The following is a 16398-nucleotide window of genomic DNA, read 5'->3' as shown; positions in this document are numbered from 1 at the left end:
TTAGCGTAATACCGTTATTATAATGACTTCAGTAGTTCTTTTAAATCATCCGTATTATTGCTTGTCAAAATTGGAATATATTTAGTTATTTTTTCAACATCCCAGTTCCACCACTTCAAAGTATTGAGAATATCAATAGTCTCCTGGTCAAATCTATTACGGATTAATTTTGCTGGGTTACCTCCAACAATGGAATAAGACGGAACATCTTTAGTTACAACTGCGTTTGTTGCGATTATCGCACCATCACCAATATGAATCCCCGGCATAATTGTAGCATTATAGCCTATCCAAACATCGTTCCCTATAACTGTATCCCCTTTGAAACCACCACTTAGATTCTTTAGGCCGGCTTCCCACTCTCCTCCAAATGCCCCAAAAGGAAAGGTTGTAAACGAGTTTGTATTATGATTCCCACCATTCATAATAAATTTGACGCTTGATGCTATAGCGCAAAATTTTCCGATTTTCAGCTTATCACCGATAAAATCAAAATGATAAAGAACGTTTTTCTCAAAGCCTAACGGATCATTATTATCGTCATAATAGGTGTAATCTCCAACTTCAATATTTGGATTAACCACTATATTTTTAAGAAAACATAAGCTTCTGATATCCTTCATTGGGAAAACACTTTTTATATCTGGACCAATCAATTAGCGACACTCCTAAAATATATTTTTTTGACTTCAACAACTATATTCTCTTTTTTATTAACATTTTATTTTTCATTTGATCCTTCAGTTAGTTTAATAGCCGCAGCGGTTACTAATCAATAAAATACCAAAAAAAGAAAAAAATTGGCTTATGTCTACTTTCTAAGTATTTCCTTACCTATCTGGTTTCGGATTTATTTCTAACCTTTTAAGCTTTCTGCCGCTTTATATCCTGTCTTGGAGGAAAGCCAAACATTCGGGAATACTCTCGACTGAATTGCGAGGGGCTTTCATAGCCTACTCGAAATGCGACATCAGTGGCATCTGTTGACTCGTTTAAAAGCAGGCGACGAGCTTCCTGCAGTCTCAGCTGTTTTTGGAACTGAATTGGGCTCATAGCGGTTACTTCTTTAAAATGCCTATGAAACGAGGAGACACTCATATTCGCTATTTCGGCAAGCTCTTCAATCCGGAAACTGCGATCATAATGATTCATGATCCGCTCAATAACCTCTCTAATATGGTGGACTGAGCTGCCCTCCATTACAATTTGTTTTAAAACATTTCCATTCTCACCTTCCAGCACCCTATACAGAATCTCCTTCGTAAATAATGGAGCAAGAACCGGAATATCTTGGGGATTATCTAACATACGAGCTAATCTGAGCACCGCATCCAGCAAAGTTGATTCCATCTGACTGACAAACATTGCCCGCTTTGAATCTACTTTCGATTTCAATTGTTTTTCGGACTCTTGTAGAACCTCTAAGATTTGGCTTGGTGTAAATTCAAGTTTAAAACCCAGATAAGGTGCGTCGGGAGACGCTTCAGTAACTTGGGCTATGACCGGCAAGTGAACTGATGCAACAAGATAATCAGTCGGACTGTATCTAAAGTGCTCCTGCTCCAACCAGACCTCCTTCGCACCTTGGACAACTATACATAAGGAAGGTTTGTAAACTCCATGCCTAGGTACATTAACATTTGAGATATGGATGAAAAATAAGGATGGAATAGCGGTAGGGTGTACACCGTCTTTTCCAGAATAACGCTTAATGATTTCGGCGAGTTCATTCTGCTGTTTCATGATTATTTCAGACATTGGCCTCTCCAACGACGTTGTTTTTATAGTTCAATTATAGACCATATGCATTTGTTACATAAGCGGTAGTGAGAGGATTAGGCAAACATTTGATACGAATGGGATAACTGTCTCTTTTTAATCCAGTGCATAATAAGGTTGTAATCGGTAATAATGGAGGTCTTTCCGTGCAAAAAGTAATTCTAAACAATGGTGTTGAAATGCCTACTCTCGGTTTTGGGGTTTTTCAGATCCCAGATGCAAATGAATGTGAAGAAAGCGTTCATGAAGCTATTAAAGCAGGTTATCGCCTGATTGATACGGCTGCCTCTTATTTAAATGAGGAAGCGGTGGGCAGAGCAATAAAACGCAGTGGCATAGCAAGAGAAGAGTTATTTATCACTACAAAGCTTTGGGTACAGGATACAGGTTATGAGCGCACAAAGAGGGCATTTGAACGATCACTAACAAGATTGCAGCTTGATTATCTGGATTTGTATTTAATTCATCAGCCCTTTGGCGATGTTCATGGCTCTTGGCGCGCTATGGAGGAGCTCTATCGTGAAGGAAAGGTTCGTGCAATTGGCGTAAGTAACTTTCATGAGGATCGGCTAATAGATTTGATTATTCATAATGAAGTTGTTCCTGCCGTAAACCAAGTGGAAACACACCCTTTCAACCAGCAAATCGAAAATGCAGCCTTCATGAAAGAGAACAATGTTCAGATCGAGTCTTGGGCGCCATTTGCTGAAGGGAAAAATAACTTGTTTCAAAATGAATTATTGGTAGCTATAGCCGAAAAGCATAATAAATCCGTTGCTCAGGTAGTTTTGCGTTGGCTAACACAAAGAGAAGTCGTTGTCATTCCAAAGTCGGCTCGTAAAGAAAGAATTATAGAAAACTTCAATATCTTTGATTTCGAATTAGACCCTAAAGATATGGAGTCAATTGCTTCATTAGATACAAAACAGAGCCAGTTCTTTTCACATCGGGACCCAGAAATGGTGAAATGGATCGGTACCCGGAAACTCGATATCTAACTATCTTCGGAAGGGAGAAGGAGGATCAGAGATTGCTCGCACGATTTAAAAAATTGTTCGAAATTAAAGGGTATCGTTTATTCGTCATCTGCATGCTAATGATAGGGATCGGAATATCGATTACAACGCCTTATCTAGCTCTCTATTTCACAGAAGATTTAGGAATGAGCACTGGGGCGTTCGGCGTGTTCATGGCAGTAAGTTCATTAAGCGGTATCTTGGTGAACACGCTCATTGCCAAACGTTCGGATAGCGGTCTAGACCGGAAATGGATATTGATTGCAGCAATGCTTTCGTCTGCTTTGGTGTATGCTGCGTATTTGACATTCGATAATTTCTTTATTCTGCTGATTGTGGTCAGTATATTGAGTGGATTTGGCGCTGCCTCCATACCGCAAATTTATGCTTATGCACAGGAATCTGCCAATGAAAGCAAATCCGATGACAAAACGTTAGCGATGTCTGCATTACGCTCTCTAATTTCTCTGGGATTTCTAATTGGACCATTGGCAGGGACTCTTCTTTTGGCGGCGACTGGGTATAGAGGTCTCTTTCTGGTGACATCCACCATCTATCTTACGACAGCATCTCTTATATTCCTGTTTCTTTCAAGCCGGAAAGCAAATCCAAAAAAAACCGGGTTGAGCAACACAGTCGGTACCTCTTTGCTCATTAACAGGCAGATCAGGCTGCCGTTTATCGCTTTTATTCTTCTGTTCACGGTTAACGCGATGAATTTAATCAACACGCCGCTCTTTATTGTGAACGAGCTTAAAGGCACACATACGGATGTCGGGTTAGTGGTCGGTATTTGTGCCGGCTTTGAAATTCCTATTATGCTGATCTTGGGTGCGTATGGTAGAAAGATATCAAATCACACTCTTTTAATGTTTGGCAGCATTATTGCTATTTTCTATTTCGTCACCTTAGGTGTTTCGAACGATCCGATTCAACTGATTATAGCGCAGCTTATGCAGGCAACGTTTGTGGCAATCGTGATGGGCAATGGACTTAGCTATTTCACGAATATGATGCCTGATTCACCGGGAGTAGCTACAACGCTATATACCAACGCCTCCACTATTGGTAGGCTGGCAGGAACGCTCGGCAGTGGAGTCATTGCCCAGTTTACAGGATTTCGATCGGTGTATTGGATATGTCTGGTGATTGTGATTTTATCATTAGTCTTGTTATGGCGAACAAAATCAGAAGTAGGAGAAGAAGTTCGGTTATCAATTTGAGACCTGCAGCTTGTACTGTTTTGACATCGGTCCTTATAACTCATAACGCTGCTCAATTGAACTTGCTTGCCCGTTAACTTAATAAAATGAGCGGGCCGCCGCAGCGCCTGCTCATTGTAATTCTTACTCATGTACAAATCATTTAAAAGAAACTCCACTATGAAAAACAAAGTTTCTGTTAAACGGCAGCTAAAGTTATTTTTCAATTTTCTCTGATTCGTAGTCGTCTAAGATTATATTAATAATTTTATATGATTCGTCTGCAATAGCTTTGTTAGTATTTTTATTACCATTGTAGGTTATTAACGCCTTCCATAACGCCCATCCTCTTGCTCGGTTCCAAGTTCCTTCATCCATATTTAATACACTTTTGAATATCTTTCTACTCTCTTCATCAAAAAATGTCCAAGCCATTGCAGCATCACAAGCCGGATCACCAACGCCCAATATACCGAAATCAATGACTGCATAAAGTTTTCCGTCTTGAATGAGTATATTTCCTGGTGCAATATCACCATGAACCCAAACCGGCTCCATTTCCCATTTAGAATCAAGGGCCGATTCCCAAATTTCTTTTAATACCTGTTCATTAAAAACATCTTTATTATTCTCAATTGCATATCTCGACTCTTCATCGTATACAGCTATAGATCCGCCTCTATAGAAATTATGCTCCCCAGCTAAAGGACCTTCACTTGAGTCAATCGATTGTAATTCAATTAAAAAAGAACCCAAGTCTATTGCCAATTGGTTAAGATCATTTAAATTTTCCTGAGACAATGTCTCTCCTTCCAACCATTTGTTGATTGACCATGGCCAAGGATATTCTTCACTAGGATTCCCCTTAGCTATTGGCATGGAAATGGGTAAAGAAAGTTTTTTTGATAACAATGGCAGCCACTTTTGCTCTTTCTCCACTTGAGGAGCATAGGATACTGCACTTGGCAATCTTACACTCATATGTTCACCTAAATGAAAAGTTCTATTATCATTCCCACTAAATTTTACAGGTCTGATTTCTAACTCAGACCATTCTGGGAATTGTTCATTTATTAATCTTACAACAATATCAACATTTATATTTTTCATTAATTACCTCTCTAACATTCCAAATTGTTTAGGAGTTTAAATTATATTTTTAAAAAGCGCACTAACATGTTTATCAATCTCTATTCTTCCGTTAGCTTAACCAGGCTATGTATTTTGATGGTCCTTGTGAAGAAAATTCGCATACTCATCCTTCGTTAAACCGAACAAGATGGAATCATGATATTTTCCGTTTATGTAAAACACTTGACGCCTGATTCCTTCTTGAACACACCCTACTTTTCTAAGCATACTAGCCGATGGCTCATTTCCTTCAAGAACATAATCATTGAATTTATTTAGTCTACGCTCGAAGAAAGCATATCTTAGGAGCATGTGTACTGCCCTGGTTCCATATCCTTTACCTCGGTAGTGTTTATCAATCACGATGCCTATGCTGAATGTTCCATTCCTCTCGTCAATGCTATTTAAATTAATACCGCCTACACTTACACCATTCAGGTCTTCAATGGTAAACATAATTCTACTGTTCGTTGATGAAAAGTCCGTATTTTCCTCAACAAATCTTTTTGCTTCAGATATTGTAGGCGGCAATTCTGTTGCACATTCTAACAATCGACGCGCAGGAGTGTCATATCCACTTACATAACAGCTTTCCCAATCTTCTAGTGAAATTCCCCTCAATCGTATAGCTTCGTCTTGCCAAAAGTAAGTGCTGTAGTCTATTTCTTGCACAGAAACACCTCCACTTAATGAATAATTGTTATAATTATAACTAGTAAATTCAATGCGTAGTTAGTAATTTTCGGTTATAACTAATTTGCCCGTTAGCTAAAAAAAAAGCAGGCTACCGCAGCGCCTGCTCATTCTTCTATTCTATTCAATCACCATATCTGTTAGATTAACGAGCTAATTATACAAACAGCTATTCTTCTCGTTTTACTTTTTTTCGTCGAGAAAGTGATATTCCCCCAAAGCCACTGATGACAGCAATGTAAAAACCTATATCATACCACCAGCCAGAGTTGTAAATTTCATATACTCTAATATCGTGATTGAAAATGCCAATAATAATTGAAATAGGAGCAACCCAGCCATGCCATATCCCCCAGAAAAAACCTGCAGGATTTTGAGCATTATTTACGCCATCTCCAGGTACACAGCCCGTTAATGAAAGAACCGTAAAAGTCATTAGTACCATTATTAATAAATACCTTTTTTTCATATCTCGTCACCGTCCAATAACAAGTTTAACGAAGCAAGTTTGTAGAATATAAAATTTCCTTTCTATACTATGGAGACTAATCTCAAAATATTCTACAATTTCTTTTCCCTATATTGATCATGCTGCCAACCTTTAAATATCTGAGATGTCCTCGCCTTCAATGCGCTCCCTACTTCAATGGGCTCTCGCCACGCTACATGTTATACCAATACATCGGATGCTCTGCGATTTGATCAAATCCAAATTTATTTGCAAGAGATATCGATGCTTGATTATCTGAATGACAACTCCAGTTTGGCAGTAGTCTTTTACTACGACACTCATTGATAAACTCGATACCAACTTTTGTCGCGAGCCCTCTACATTTATGTTCCTCAATTGTAATAATATCAATCTCAGCAAAACCTCCGCCAACGTAAGGAGATGAACAAACGCTTATGATTTTATTCTCTTTTGTAATAAAATGTCCGATGCCGCGCTCATTAAAATGCTCGTTGGAATCCCACACTAGCTTATAGTATGTGTAGAAATCCTCGCGATATCTATTCGAGATATCTTCGTTTAGTACTTCATATTTCAGTCCTTCATCGATATTTATATGTATGTCTTTACTGTTTTCAATAAACTTTTGATCATTAAATCGGAAATAAGTACGTTTTATTTTATTTGCATGTTCTAGTTGATATTTCTGGAAAGCTCTTTCCCATTCGTCTGTGAACATCGCCAGTGCATAGAACCCAATGTGGTTATCTTTATGATTTAGAAAGTTAGCTACAGCGTCATTAAATGTGCAATCTGAGGCATTACCAACTAAACAATAAAATCCACCGCAACTTGTAAGAAAAGCAGCAGACGGATCTAATCTACTGTTTACAAATATCCTTCCATTTTGCACATGTTCAATTACAGAAAAGGCAAAGACTGCTTTGTTTTGGATTTTTGAAAACATTGGTAATACTTTAGAAAATTCGTTCCTACTCAACTCGAACATAATCCACCTCATTAAATATGCTTTCAATATTTTTCGATCATAGATTCAGTTACCATTAATTCTGATCTACGCATTCAACAGCCTCATCCTGATTTTCATATGCTATCTTGTACCGTCAGTTAAATCATTTTTTGACTTTGCAAATGTAAAAAGAATATTCAGGAAAAACTTCGTATACATCCTTTTGTTCTAGGAGACAGCTACTATTTCTTATGTATTCATAAACTAATTCTATTGGGTATTTTAAGCTAGACATAAACATTAGATATCCCCCATGCTTTAACAATCTAAAACATGAATCCAGACATTTTTTAAAATCCCCAGTCTCGTGTATAGCAGATCCTATTAATGTCACAAGATCATATTTTTCTATAGGCAAATCCAAATCAAAAATATTTTTGCACAAAACTTCTGAAGGATTCGGATGTCTTTCCTTCTGTTGCCTATACGAGAATATTTCACATATTTCAATGTCTATATCAATACTCGTTAAATTCCCCTTTCCCTTTAACCAATATCCAAGGTAGTCATCCCAATCCCCTGTACCGATACCGACATTGCATACTTGCATTTCATCTGTAATGGGGAATGCTTTTCTAACGTAATCTCTTGTCACCAATTCAGTGTGGATGCAGGGTGGTGATGAGTTCCACTCACCAGCTTCGGGACTTTTGAGTTCAAGATAATAATGAAACAATTTTTCATCCATGTTCATCGAGAATCCCCCTATTTGCATATCATTATATGCTTAATAAAATGAGCAAGCCACCGAAGTCCCTACTCATCCTTTGATTTATTCAACTAACTTCCCTAGTTAGCGCAAGAGAGCCTTATTTATCTGAGAACGTTGTCCAGTCCTGGTCACGCAGTGTCATGCCCTTTTAACGAAAAACATCAATTATCTTATTCAAAACGATGTATTCCAACACAACTATTCCTATGCAAATAAGTATAAAAAACTGAAGTCTTGCTGTGTTAATTCTATCCTTCCAATATTCTCCTCTAAAAAACGAAATTATGTTAGGAGTGAAAGTATGCCTAATAGATTCGTTATAATCATTTTCATCCACAAAGAAAATACGGAACAGAAATTTATATATTGGAATATTTAAAAGAAATAAAACAATAATCATAACCAGTTCAAAAGTCATATTGTTTTCCTCCAAAAATATCTTTACCTTATTTTAAAATATATGAACGTCTTAGTTACAAACTTAGTCATCATTCTACTAAGGTATTCTTAAAGTAAATTAATCTATCAAAATGGGACTAATAAATAATCATTACTCGTAGGATTTTCCCAATCATTTTTATTTGTATCCAAATCGCTCATTAAAGAAGATACAAAATGAAGCATATCCTCTTTTGTTTTTACCTCATAAGGGTTTAAGCTCATTGTACTGAATCACCTCAGAAAAAAATCGTAGTTTAACTGTTTTCGTCACTCAATTTTAACACATATTGGAACTATTCTGGCCTTTAGCTTAATAACAAATAAGCAAAAAAACTTCCCCGCAGTACCCTGCAGAGAAGTTCTCACTAATAAAATATCTTCTCGTTCCGTTATAGTAGCTGCTTAGTAATACCTCAATTTATTGATTTTTAAAATATTGCACATGCTCTGACACCCACTGGGCAAAGGTGCGTGCTGGTCGGCCAGTGACCTGTTCAACGGTAGGAACCACTGTATATGCAGATTTAGGAGGGTTTGCATGCCAGCCTACTACAAAATCAATAACATCCTCTTGAGCTCCCTTATTCCGCATGCGTTCGCGTGCTTGCTCTTCGGTGAGCTCGACGAATTGGATATCCTTCCCGATTGCAGCACTGATCGTGCGGACCTTCTCTGGTATCGTTAGCACTTCAGGTCCGGTCAACGTATAGATTTTACCTGCATGACCGGTGTTGGTCAGTGCGGTTGCAGCGACACTGCCGATGTCGGCCGGGTGAATCATCGCATCCAAAGAATCAGCAAACGGCTCCTTCACAATGCCTTCCGAACGAATGGACTCTGCCCAGATAAGTGTATTGGACATAAACTCTGGAGGCGGCTGGAGGAAGGTCCATTCCAGACCGCTCGCTTCCACGGCCTGCTCCACGGGTCCGTTCACACCGCTCCACAATACTGTGACTCGCTCTACTCCAGCTTTCTTGGCCAGTTCAACAATTTCAGGTCCAGTCTGCAGCGAGCCAAAACCTTCACTGTTAAAAGTGATTAAGTGCATGCTTGTAACGCCCTTCAACGCGGGTAAAAGAGTCTCTGGAGAAGCAAGATCGCCATATACAACCTCAACCTCTTTGGGGAAATTTGCTTTTGCCGAGTTACGCGTCAACGCACGTACATTATGACCTGTTCGGACGAGTTCTTCAACGATATAGCGACCCACATTTCCGGTCGCTCCTGTTACTAAAACCGTCATGGCTCAGCCTCCTTGATTTCTTTTATCTTGGTGGTTTTTCATTAAACTGATTTGCTTTTTCAAGCTTAATTCCGCATCTGCTAAAGCTTTCTGTTGTCGAATAACTTCATCCAGTTTTGTTTCATAGATTTGAAGTAATTCATCACAATACTCATCTTTTTCGCCGAATTCGTCGTTACCCAGATATTGGCAATACATAATATCTTTTATCTGATCCGTTGTAAGTCCTAAATTAAGATAGAGTTGAATCGTATGAATAACTTCGACAATAGAATCATCAAATTCGCGATAATTATTGTCGAGACGAGAAGCGGTTATCAACCCTTTTTTCTCATAATGTCTTAAGGATCGAATACTAGTGCCGGTCTGTTTCGCTATTTGACTTATTTTCATTTTCATAGCTCAACCTCCTTTCTTTGTATTCTTAGTTCATCATAAAGTATGACACTAGTGTTATAGTCAAGTCCTTTTTAATAAAATGAGCAGTCCACCACAGTGTCTGCTCACATTTTTTATATTTCAACTATTGTGTCCCGTTATCTCAACAACCAATATATCCGTAGCCAGCCTCGTTATATAAATAATTAGAACCCTTCAATACTATTCAGATTGTCTCTCACGTTCCGTCGCCTCAAGTACTTCGAGTTTTTGCTCATACTGACGAATTAGGGCTGGATCGGGCCCATTGCGGTGTTTTTCGATAAACTCCTGAAGCGCTTGGCGGTATTGCGAAATGAATTTTGAGTTGGCGGAGTTTGTTGCAAGCTTGGCTTCGGCTTTAATAATTGGTTTCAAATCCTTATTGATTATCCATTTCTTCCCGTATTCTGACTTATCGCTCATGATGAGGAGATTACGTTCGAAACCTGGAACATACTTGGCGACGAAAACTTCACCCTTAGGCGGAATAAGAATGGCATTACGCAGCGGATAAATACTGGCGGACATGGTAGTGAAACTCACCTCCATATCTTGCCCCTCGGAGGTTTTGAGGACCGCTTCGTACTTCCAAACATATTGATCATTGTAAAGGGAGTTAGTTTCCTCTGCGTAAACAATGATTGCAGTACTTTCCGTTCCAACTGCGTTAAGAAATAATGAATTTAGATAATGCGTGACAAAGATGTTGAGAATTGCTGCCAGAAGCCCCAAACACGGCAGTATGAAAAACCATTTTCCATGATTACGCCATATCGATAAGAAGATCCCCATGGCAAAGCTGAAAAATAAGATTATCAACAATGACCAGAACGGGTGATGCGTCAGGAAATACAATACAGCTGAGATGATATACATGTATTTTACTCACCCCTCATGGTTATACAATGCCAGCCCTATTGTTGTATTCTAATGCGTTCTTGTTTGCCATGACCTTGTTCGACTATCAGCGGCTTCTTATCTAAATAATAATCCCACCCATTTGCAATTGCATATTTAATGTATATTTAATCAATCGTTCGCCGTTCTTAGGCATATGAGGGTTGAAGTGCCATCTTCCATCTAAAGAATCTCGATAACAACTATTAATCTAAAAATTCGTTAGATATACTGAACTTTCCTGCTCGTTAGCTTAATAACAAGAATGAGCAAAAAAACCTCCCCGCAGCATCCTGTAGAGAGGTTTATTTTCAGTTTGAATGGATCAGACTTTTGGGGTTCCCTATTGGCTTCGTCAGAAATGCGTTCCGCTTTAAAGTAAATTCAGCGCCTTCAGCAAAGCCCATTCACTGGATTTGAAGCCTTCTATTGAAAAATGAGCATCTGGAAACATCGGGGACAAATGATGGTACCCAGGGTATACATGTAATTCCACTAACACACCATCAAAGACCAGTTGTTTTGCAAATAATAAGGCTTCATCGATGAATAAATCAATGCTGCCTATACTTATATAAGTGGGTGGCAAACCGGCTAGTGATTTTGCACGCGCAGGCACGTAATATTGACTGACCTCTTCACTACCAGGTTCATGCCCTAAAACAGATTTCCAGCCAAAATAATTGCTTCCTTTTGTCCAAACAAACTCACCCGCATAGGGATGTTCTGGCGCAATACTTGTACGGTCATCAAGCATTGGATTACGCAGCCTTAGATGATGAATATCAAATTCCTTTTGGTCACGAATGTAAATGGCTAGACCCGCTGCTAATCCTCCACCTGCGCTGCTGCCGGATATGGCCGCTTTTTGAGAATCAATCGCTAATTCCTCGGCATGCTCAATACACCATTTAAGGCCCGAATAACAATCCTGTAGCTGACTAGGCTGAGCATGCTCTGGTGCCAAGCGATAATAGACAGATACACAGCAAAAACCATGCTGGGAAGCAAGCGAAGCATTAGCTGTACGATCACCAACCGGACTTCCCATAACCATACCGCCGCCGTGAATAGAATAAAATAATGGCAACTTCTTGTGCTTTGGCTGGATTGGTTTAATGATCTCTATGCGAATATCTGGACCTCCAAAATAACTTGGTACTGTTTTTTCTTCAAAAGTAACTGGGAACAACTGCGTAACATCTATTTGCGGCAGCATTTTCGCTTGATTTGTGCGCGATTCTATTAACATTGATTCAGAAAGATCAGTTGTTGGAAATAAATCAACAGCGCTGATAATTTCTTGATCAACTAAATGTCTGCTTCTGTTTTTTTGCTCACTCATGGTTTTTAACTTCCTCGCTTTCTATCTATACACATCATTCATTATGATGTGCTGCTCATCGTTTTATGCACAAATTTAACCCCTTTCTAACTTTCTTTCGTCAGCTAATTTCCAACTATCATGTACACTCTCACATGCTAAACCTATTTTAAATAATGTAGACAGCTATTCATATGTCAACAACGGCTTAGATTCATTGTTAACACAAAAAAGGCACTAATGAGAAATTCTCACCAGTGCCCTTTATTCTTTATTCATTATGTGAATACACAATTCTCTTAATCGTATCTATCGAGAGGAAATATTCCTTCGAAAGCTGCTCGATACTGCTCTTACTCATAAAAGCATTTCTAATAGCGGCATTTCGCTGATCCAGTAACTGTCTACCACCGCTCAAGCTTCCCCAGTTCTTATATTCCTTTTCTTGCTTAGGAATGTAAAGAGCCTCTCCTTGAACATACTTTTGAATTTCCAAAATTAGCTCTTCAGGCAATATCTTTTTTGCATTAATATATTTCAACTTCGCCCGCTCCTTATTTTGACAATTAAAAATAAGGTGCAAAGCCAAAATATTAGAAAAGCTTATTCAGCGCTATAAAATGTTTCGCCCCACGCAAAGTAACGCTTTTCCAATAACAGGCTTTGCATGAGTGGAAGAAGTACCAGATAATCTTAAGAGATTCTCCATCAGTAAGCACCCCCTTTTCCTAACAAGTATAACATAACTTCAAATGGAGAAGATCCGCATAGAGAAAACGTGAACTAAGCCATTACCATACGATAAATCGGCTTGTATTAATTTGATATTGATGTGTGCTTGGAAATAGAAGTAATTATTTTATCCCAGTCATCATAATGAAGTTCATGTCCAGTACCCTCCAATGTCAGTAAAACCGCATCCGGAATTTCATTAGCAAGATTTTCTCCATGTTTATAAGGGATAATGGGATCTTCAGTACCGTGTACAATCAGAGCAGGTGCAATGATTTCACTCGTCCTAACCAAATAGGATTCCCCACCTGTCAGTAAGGCGTGATTACACATGCTGGCGATATTGTTGCTTCTAACAAATTCTTTTTCCGCCAATGCGCGAATTATAAGCATCCAATACTCTTATTGCATCATCTGCCATATCTTCAAAAGTATAACCCGGTTGACCAGGCTCGTAAGTTGTTGAACGTCCAACATCTCGGTTATCATAACGAATGATAAAACGTCCTGCATCTGCCAAACGCTGACAAAATTCTTCTTCCCACCATATCAATGAGGATTGAGCACCCATAATTAGCAAGATGGCCGGATGATCTGGCTTTCCGAAACTGTCTGCACATATGTTAATCCCATTTACTTTTATTAGTTGTTGGTTCATATGAAACCCTCCAATGTTTCTTAAAAAATAAAAAACACAGGCCATAGGCCTGTGCGCATACTGTAATCGAAAAAGAATTTGAGAATGAACACAGTATTATGATTACCCTATGGAAGACTATCAGTCTAATCACCGGCTTTATCATAAAAGGTTCATTCCATTTCCTTTGTATCTAGTTTATATGGCATGGAGGTAAGGTTACCCCTCTCCCAATGATATAAAACTAAACTAGGTTACCGTGTAGGCAAACTAATCTTCGATTACGATGCACACAAAATAGTCTTAAACCACAAACCAATTCATTGTGCAAAAAGTATCGAAGAATTAGATCAACACACGTAACCCCTCCGTTCGTATAAGTTAAATTTATGCTAACATATGGAAAAGTTATATGTCAAATACTAGGTGGTTTCCTTTGTGTTAACCTTTATCCTAGTTTCATAAAGCTATGATGCCTCTTCCCTTATGTTTTTTGAAACTTTCACAAATTGATTTACATACCCTGCCAAATAAATAGCGCTGCGCCAACAATTTGACGTTTTTTCTACGCTCAGCATTATTGGGCATATGCTTAAAATAGATCGTTTTCTCAAAACGCTAATCATATGGTCAGCCTGTTTTTTGAAACTTTCCTTTAAGTAACCTAAATACTTTTAATGTTTTTTCAGAGAAACCTTGAAAGAAATCACTTAGATATTTTTGGACAAGGAACCGTACCAAACTAAAGAATAGAGAAATAACTATTATAAACACAAATAGTTTTAATCCTGTTTCTATATATACCATTTAGATAACGCCCTCCTATTCAATTATCATTATATACTAATACATCGATTGAACTGGAACATGTCGATAACAACCGCTATCCGGACAGAAACTTTCAATTTCACGTTTGGCCGGACAGTTAGCCATACCTTTTATTGAAGCAGATCCGATTCCCCGACACTGATGCTCCCGTAGCACATATAAACTGTCAAGACCAAAAATGTTTTTCATTCGGTCACCTGTACAATGAATAATATCATCATTGCAAGGCTCGATCGAAATGGTGCCGACAACGTCCTCGTCCATTCGCGCGACAAGAAATCGTACCCCTGACCCCACTGTAAACAAGGCATCATTCAACAATATTCAGCTACCGTTCTCCGTTAGTTGAAAAGGCTACCTCTTATAGCGATAGCGGTAGCCCTTTGTGAATGAATTCTTATTATCCGATAGTTTAGAGAATTATTTTCTTTTTATAAATTTATGAATACTCGAAGGCTTTAAACCAGCTTGAATAAGCAATTTAATATTGAAACCCGACTTCCCATAGCTTAAACGATACCAATAGTAATTTATGTATTCTATCACGGAAAAAACATAAATCAACATACCAAAAATTAGGTCTCTTTTATTCTGTGCAAGCATTAACAACAAAATAACAATTAACACAGCCAAAAGAAGATTAATTCTTCTAAGCATGATTAGGGTTTTCCACATTAACAATGATTTCTCTTTACCTAATGATTGAGATCTAAATACCCAATACAGCACACCTTGAATTAACTGCAACACAAGAAATGAAAATGCAAGCAAGCTTGCGAATCCTAAATCTAGATACAGTTTAAATACAACCAAAAAAGAAATAGCCGCTACTAACTCACCCAAAGCTAGATTCAACAGGTATTTTCTTAGTTTTCGCATAAAACTCCTTATAAAGATCACCAATACCAACTGTTTTAGATTAATTAAAGTATTCATTTTACAACAGTATCTTGTTAAGCATAACTACCCGTTATCGTAACGATAAGCTACCACGCGGCAGTCCCTTCGGTGTTCAACTAACGTCTCCCATCCCTTAGTCATATTCGTTCAGGTAAAGTCCAGGTGGTTATTATCTCTTAACCTGATCACTTTCTCATTGTATTTTTTTAACTTAGCTTCGAAACCGCTTCTATTTTGTTCAAAATCCCTTGTCCATTTATACATCATCTTCAACATCAGCATGTCTGGCTTATAATGACACTTTTCAATACCAAGATTTTGCTTAAGGAATCTCTTTAGGATTCTTATCCTTCGCGTCCACAATGGAGTATCAAGAAATATGATTGTATCGGCCATTTCATACAAACATTGATAGGACTCTCTATCTGTTCCTTCAAATATCCATGTACCGTGTATATCTATTTCCTTTATAACCTCAATTTGTTCTTCTGCTGAACGTTTATATCGTCCCGTGGGTGTTTGATGATGGACTATGGAGTCAAGTTCATAACAAGGTACACTAACTTTCTGCGATAAGCGTTTCGCCAATGTCGTCTTACCACTTGCTACAACTCCAATAATGAAGATCTTTTTCATTCCTATTCTAGCTCCCTGCATCGAGCATATTTGATTTAAATGACTTCTCTATTGACAACAGGGATTCCTTCTAATGTAATTTTGACAAGATATCGGCCCACGTTATGGAACGAATACTCATTAGCGTAACCTGCCCGTTAGATTAACAGCTGCAGTGGCTGAACTGCAACCCGAAAGATAGACACTATAGAAAAAGTAATCATCTATCGGTTTTTGTCTAGTCAGGGTAATGATCAGAAAGTGCACCTATACCCTCCAGTTCAAATTCGAGAGATACCTCATTATGTTGTAAATAATCCATAGTTGTTTTATCAAGCATATTA

At 38.2% G+C, this 16398-nt stretch carries 18 protein-coding genes and 1 pseudogene; 2 read left to right on the top strand and 17 right to left on the bottom strand.

The window, feature by feature from the left end:
- Positions 1-17: 17 nt before the first annotated feature.
- Complete coding sequence (locus tag MHH56_RS11680) at positions 18-623, bottom strand: CatB-related O-acetyltransferase (protein ID WP_339209564.1); 606 nt, start codon at positions 621-623, stop codon at positions 18-20.
- 241 nt (positions 624-864) lie between these two features.
- On the bottom strand, positions 865-1758 hold the full coding sequence (locus MHH56_RS11675; protein WP_339208374.1) for an AraC family transcriptional regulator: 894 nt from the start codon (positions 1756-1758) through the stop codon (positions 865-867).
- A gap of 167 nt (positions 1759-1925) precedes the next feature.
- Between MHH56_RS11675 and MHH56_RS11670 the strand changes: the two genes are divergently transcribed.
- On the top strand, positions 1926-2777 hold the full coding sequence (locus tag MHH56_RS11670; RefSeq protein ID WP_339208373.1) for an aldo/keto reductase: 852 nt from the start codon (positions 1926-1928) through the stop codon (positions 2775-2777).
- 32 nt (positions 2778-2809) lie between these two features.
- Positions 2810-4018 carry a sugar efflux transporter gene (locus tag MHH56_RS11665; RefSeq protein WP_339208372.1) on the top strand — a complete coding sequence of 403 codons (1209 nt, stop codon included), beginning with the start codon at positions 2810-2812 and terminating at the stop codon, positions 4016-4018.
- 195 nt (positions 4019-4213) lie between these two features.
- Here MHH56_RS11665 and MHH56_RS11660 read toward each other — a convergent pair whose 3' ends face one another.
- From MHH56_RS11660 to MHH56_RS11590, 15 genes and pseudogenes are all read right to left on the bottom strand, one after another.
- Complete coding sequence (locus tag MHH56_RS11660) at positions 4214-5107, bottom strand: aminoglycoside phosphotransferase family protein (protein ID WP_339208371.1); 894 nt, start codon at positions 5105-5107, stop codon at positions 4214-4216.
- Between the two features lie 105 nt (positions 5108-5212).
- Positions 5213-5800 (bottom strand): GNAT family protein, encoded by a 588-nt coding sequence (locus MHH56_RS11655; RefSeq protein WP_339208370.1) that lies wholly within the window; start codon positions 5798-5800, stop codon positions 5213-5215.
- A gap of 190 nt (positions 5801-5990) precedes the next feature.
- Positions 5991-6290: a hypothetical protein gene (locus MHH56_RS11650; RefSeq protein WP_339208368.1), complete on the bottom strand. Its 300-nt coding sequence runs from the start codon at positions 6288-6290 to the stop codon at positions 5991-5993.
- 193 nt (positions 6291-6483) lie between these two features.
- Entirely contained in the window at positions 6484-7281 is a 798-nt protein-coding gene (locus tag MHH56_RS11645; RefSeq protein ID WP_339208367.1) for a GNAT family N-acetyltransferase, read from the bottom strand.
- Between the two features lie 124 nt (positions 7282-7405).
- A complete protein-coding gene (locus tag MHH56_RS11640) occupies positions 7406-7996 on the bottom strand; it encodes a methyltransferase domain-containing protein (RefSeq protein WP_339208366.1) in 591 nt (196 codons plus the stop codon).
- 166 nt (positions 7997-8162) lie between these two features.
- Positions 8163-8432, bottom strand: coding sequence for a hypothetical protein (locus MHH56_RS11635; RefSeq protein WP_339208365.1), 270 nt, complete (start codon positions 8430-8432; stop codon positions 8163-8165).
- Positions 8433-8873: 441 nt separating this feature from the next.
- The gene (locus MHH56_RS11630; RefSeq protein ID WP_339208364.1) at positions 8874-9701 is read right to left on the bottom strand and encodes an NmrA family NAD(P)-binding protein; all 828 of its coding nucleotides are present in this window, start codon (positions 9699-9701) and stop codon (positions 8874-8876) included.
- Positions 9702-9704: 3 nt separating this feature from the next.
- The gene (locus MHH56_RS11625) at positions 9705-10100 is read right to left on the bottom strand and encodes a MerR family transcriptional regulator (protein ID WP_339208363.1); all 396 of its coding nucleotides are present in this window, start codon (positions 10098-10100) and stop codon (positions 9705-9707) included.
- Positions 10101-10301: 201 nt separating this feature from the next.
- The gene (locus tag MHH56_RS11620) at positions 10302-10997 is read right to left on the bottom strand and encodes a hypothetical protein (protein ID WP_339208362.1); all 696 of its coding nucleotides are present in this window, start codon (positions 10995-10997) and stop codon (positions 10302-10304) included.
- A gap of 394 nt (positions 10998-11391) precedes the next feature.
- Positions 11392-12363 carry an alpha/beta hydrolase gene (locus tag MHH56_RS11615; protein WP_339208361.1) on the bottom strand — a complete coding sequence of 324 codons (972 nt, stop codon included), beginning with the start codon at positions 12361-12363 and terminating at the stop codon, positions 11392-11394.
- A gap of 250 nt (positions 12364-12613) precedes the next feature.
- The gene (locus tag MHH56_RS11610; RefSeq protein WP_339208360.1) at positions 12614-12883 is read right to left on the bottom strand and encodes a CD3324 family protein; all 270 of its coding nucleotides are present in this window, start codon (positions 12881-12883) and stop codon (positions 12614-12616) included.
- Positions 12884-13158: 275 nt separating this feature from the next.
- Positions 13159-13732: pseudogene (locus tag MHH56_RS11605) on the bottom strand (alpha/beta hydrolase).
- An 822-nt stretch (positions 13733-14554) separates the two neighbouring features.
- Entirely contained in the window at positions 14555-14836 is a 282-nt protein-coding gene (locus MHH56_RS11600) for a GNAT family N-acetyltransferase (RefSeq protein ID WP_339209562.1), read from the bottom strand.
- A gap of 123 nt (positions 14837-14959) precedes the next feature.
- Complete coding sequence (locus MHH56_RS11595; protein ID WP_339208359.1) at positions 14960-15418, bottom strand: hypothetical protein; 459 nt, start codon at positions 15416-15418, stop codon at positions 14960-14962.
- Between the two features lie 168 nt (positions 15419-15586).
- Positions 15587-16075: a hypothetical protein gene (locus tag MHH56_RS11590; protein ID WP_339208358.1), complete on the bottom strand. Its 489-nt coding sequence runs from the start codon at positions 16073-16075 to the stop codon at positions 15587-15589.
- Positions 16076-16398: the final 323 nt, after the last annotated feature.

The organism is Paenibacillus sp. FSL K6-3182, assembly GCF_037976325.1.
GTDB lineage: Bacteria > Bacillota > Bacilli > Paenibacillales > Paenibacillaceae > Pristimantibacillus.
This window is presented reverse-complemented; position numbering and strand designations above follow the sequence as displayed.

What these genes read in the sequence shown, in the direction of transcription:
- MHH56_RS11660 (WP_339208371.1), bottom strand. Translation starts at nt 5,107, where the DNA reads ATGAAAAATATAAATGTTGATATTGTTGTAAGATTAATAAATGAACAA.
- MHH56_RS11595 (WP_339208359.1), bottom strand. Translation starts at nt 15,418, where the DNA reads ATGCGAAAACTAAGAAAATACCTGTTGAATCTAGCTTTGGGTGAGTTA.
- MHH56_RS11590 (WP_339208358.1), bottom strand. Translation starts at nt 16,075, where the DNA reads ATGAAAAAGATCTTCATTATTGGAGTTGTAGCAAGTGGTAAGACGACA.
- MHH56_RS11625 (WP_339208363.1), bottom strand. Translation starts at nt 10,100, where the DNA reads ATGAAAATGAAAATAAGTCAAATAGCGAAACAGACCGGCACTAGTATT.
- MHH56_RS11635 (WP_339208365.1), bottom strand. Translation starts at nt 8,432, where the DNA reads ATGACTTTTGAACTGGTTATGATTATTGTTTTATTTCTTTTAAATATT.
- MHH56_RS11645 (WP_339208367.1), bottom strand. Translation starts at nt 7,281, where the DNA reads ATGTTCGAGTTGAGTAGGAACGAATTTTCTAAAGTATTACCAATGTTT.
- MHH56_RS11675 (WP_339208374.1), bottom strand. Translation starts at nt 1,758, where the DNA reads ATGTCTGAAATAATCATGAAACAGCAGAATGAACTCGCCGAAATCATT.
- MHH56_RS11650 (WP_339208368.1), bottom strand. Translation starts at nt 6,290, where the DNA reads ATGAAAAAAAGGTATTTATTAATAATGGTACTAATGACTTTTACGGTT.
- MHH56_RS11620 (WP_339208362.1), bottom strand. Translation starts at nt 10,997, where the DNA reads ATGTATATCATCTCAGCTGTATTGTATTTCCTGACGCATCACCCGTTC.
- MHH56_RS11615 (WP_339208361.1), bottom strand. Translation starts at nt 12,363, where the DNA reads ATGAGTGAGCAAAAAAACAGAAGCAGACATTTAGTTGATCAAGAAATT.
- MHH56_RS11630 (WP_339208364.1), bottom strand. Translation starts at nt 9,701, where the DNA reads ATGACGGTTTTAGTAACAGGAGCGACCGGAAATGTGGGTCGCTATATC.
- MHH56_RS11640 (WP_339208366.1), bottom strand. Translation starts at nt 7,996, where the DNA reads ATGAACATGGATGAAAAATTGTTTCATTATTATCTTGAACTCAAAAGT.
- MHH56_RS11680 (WP_339209564.1), bottom strand. Translation starts at nt 623, where the DNA reads ATGAAGGATATCAGAAGCTTATGTTTTCTTAAAAATATAGTGGTTAAT.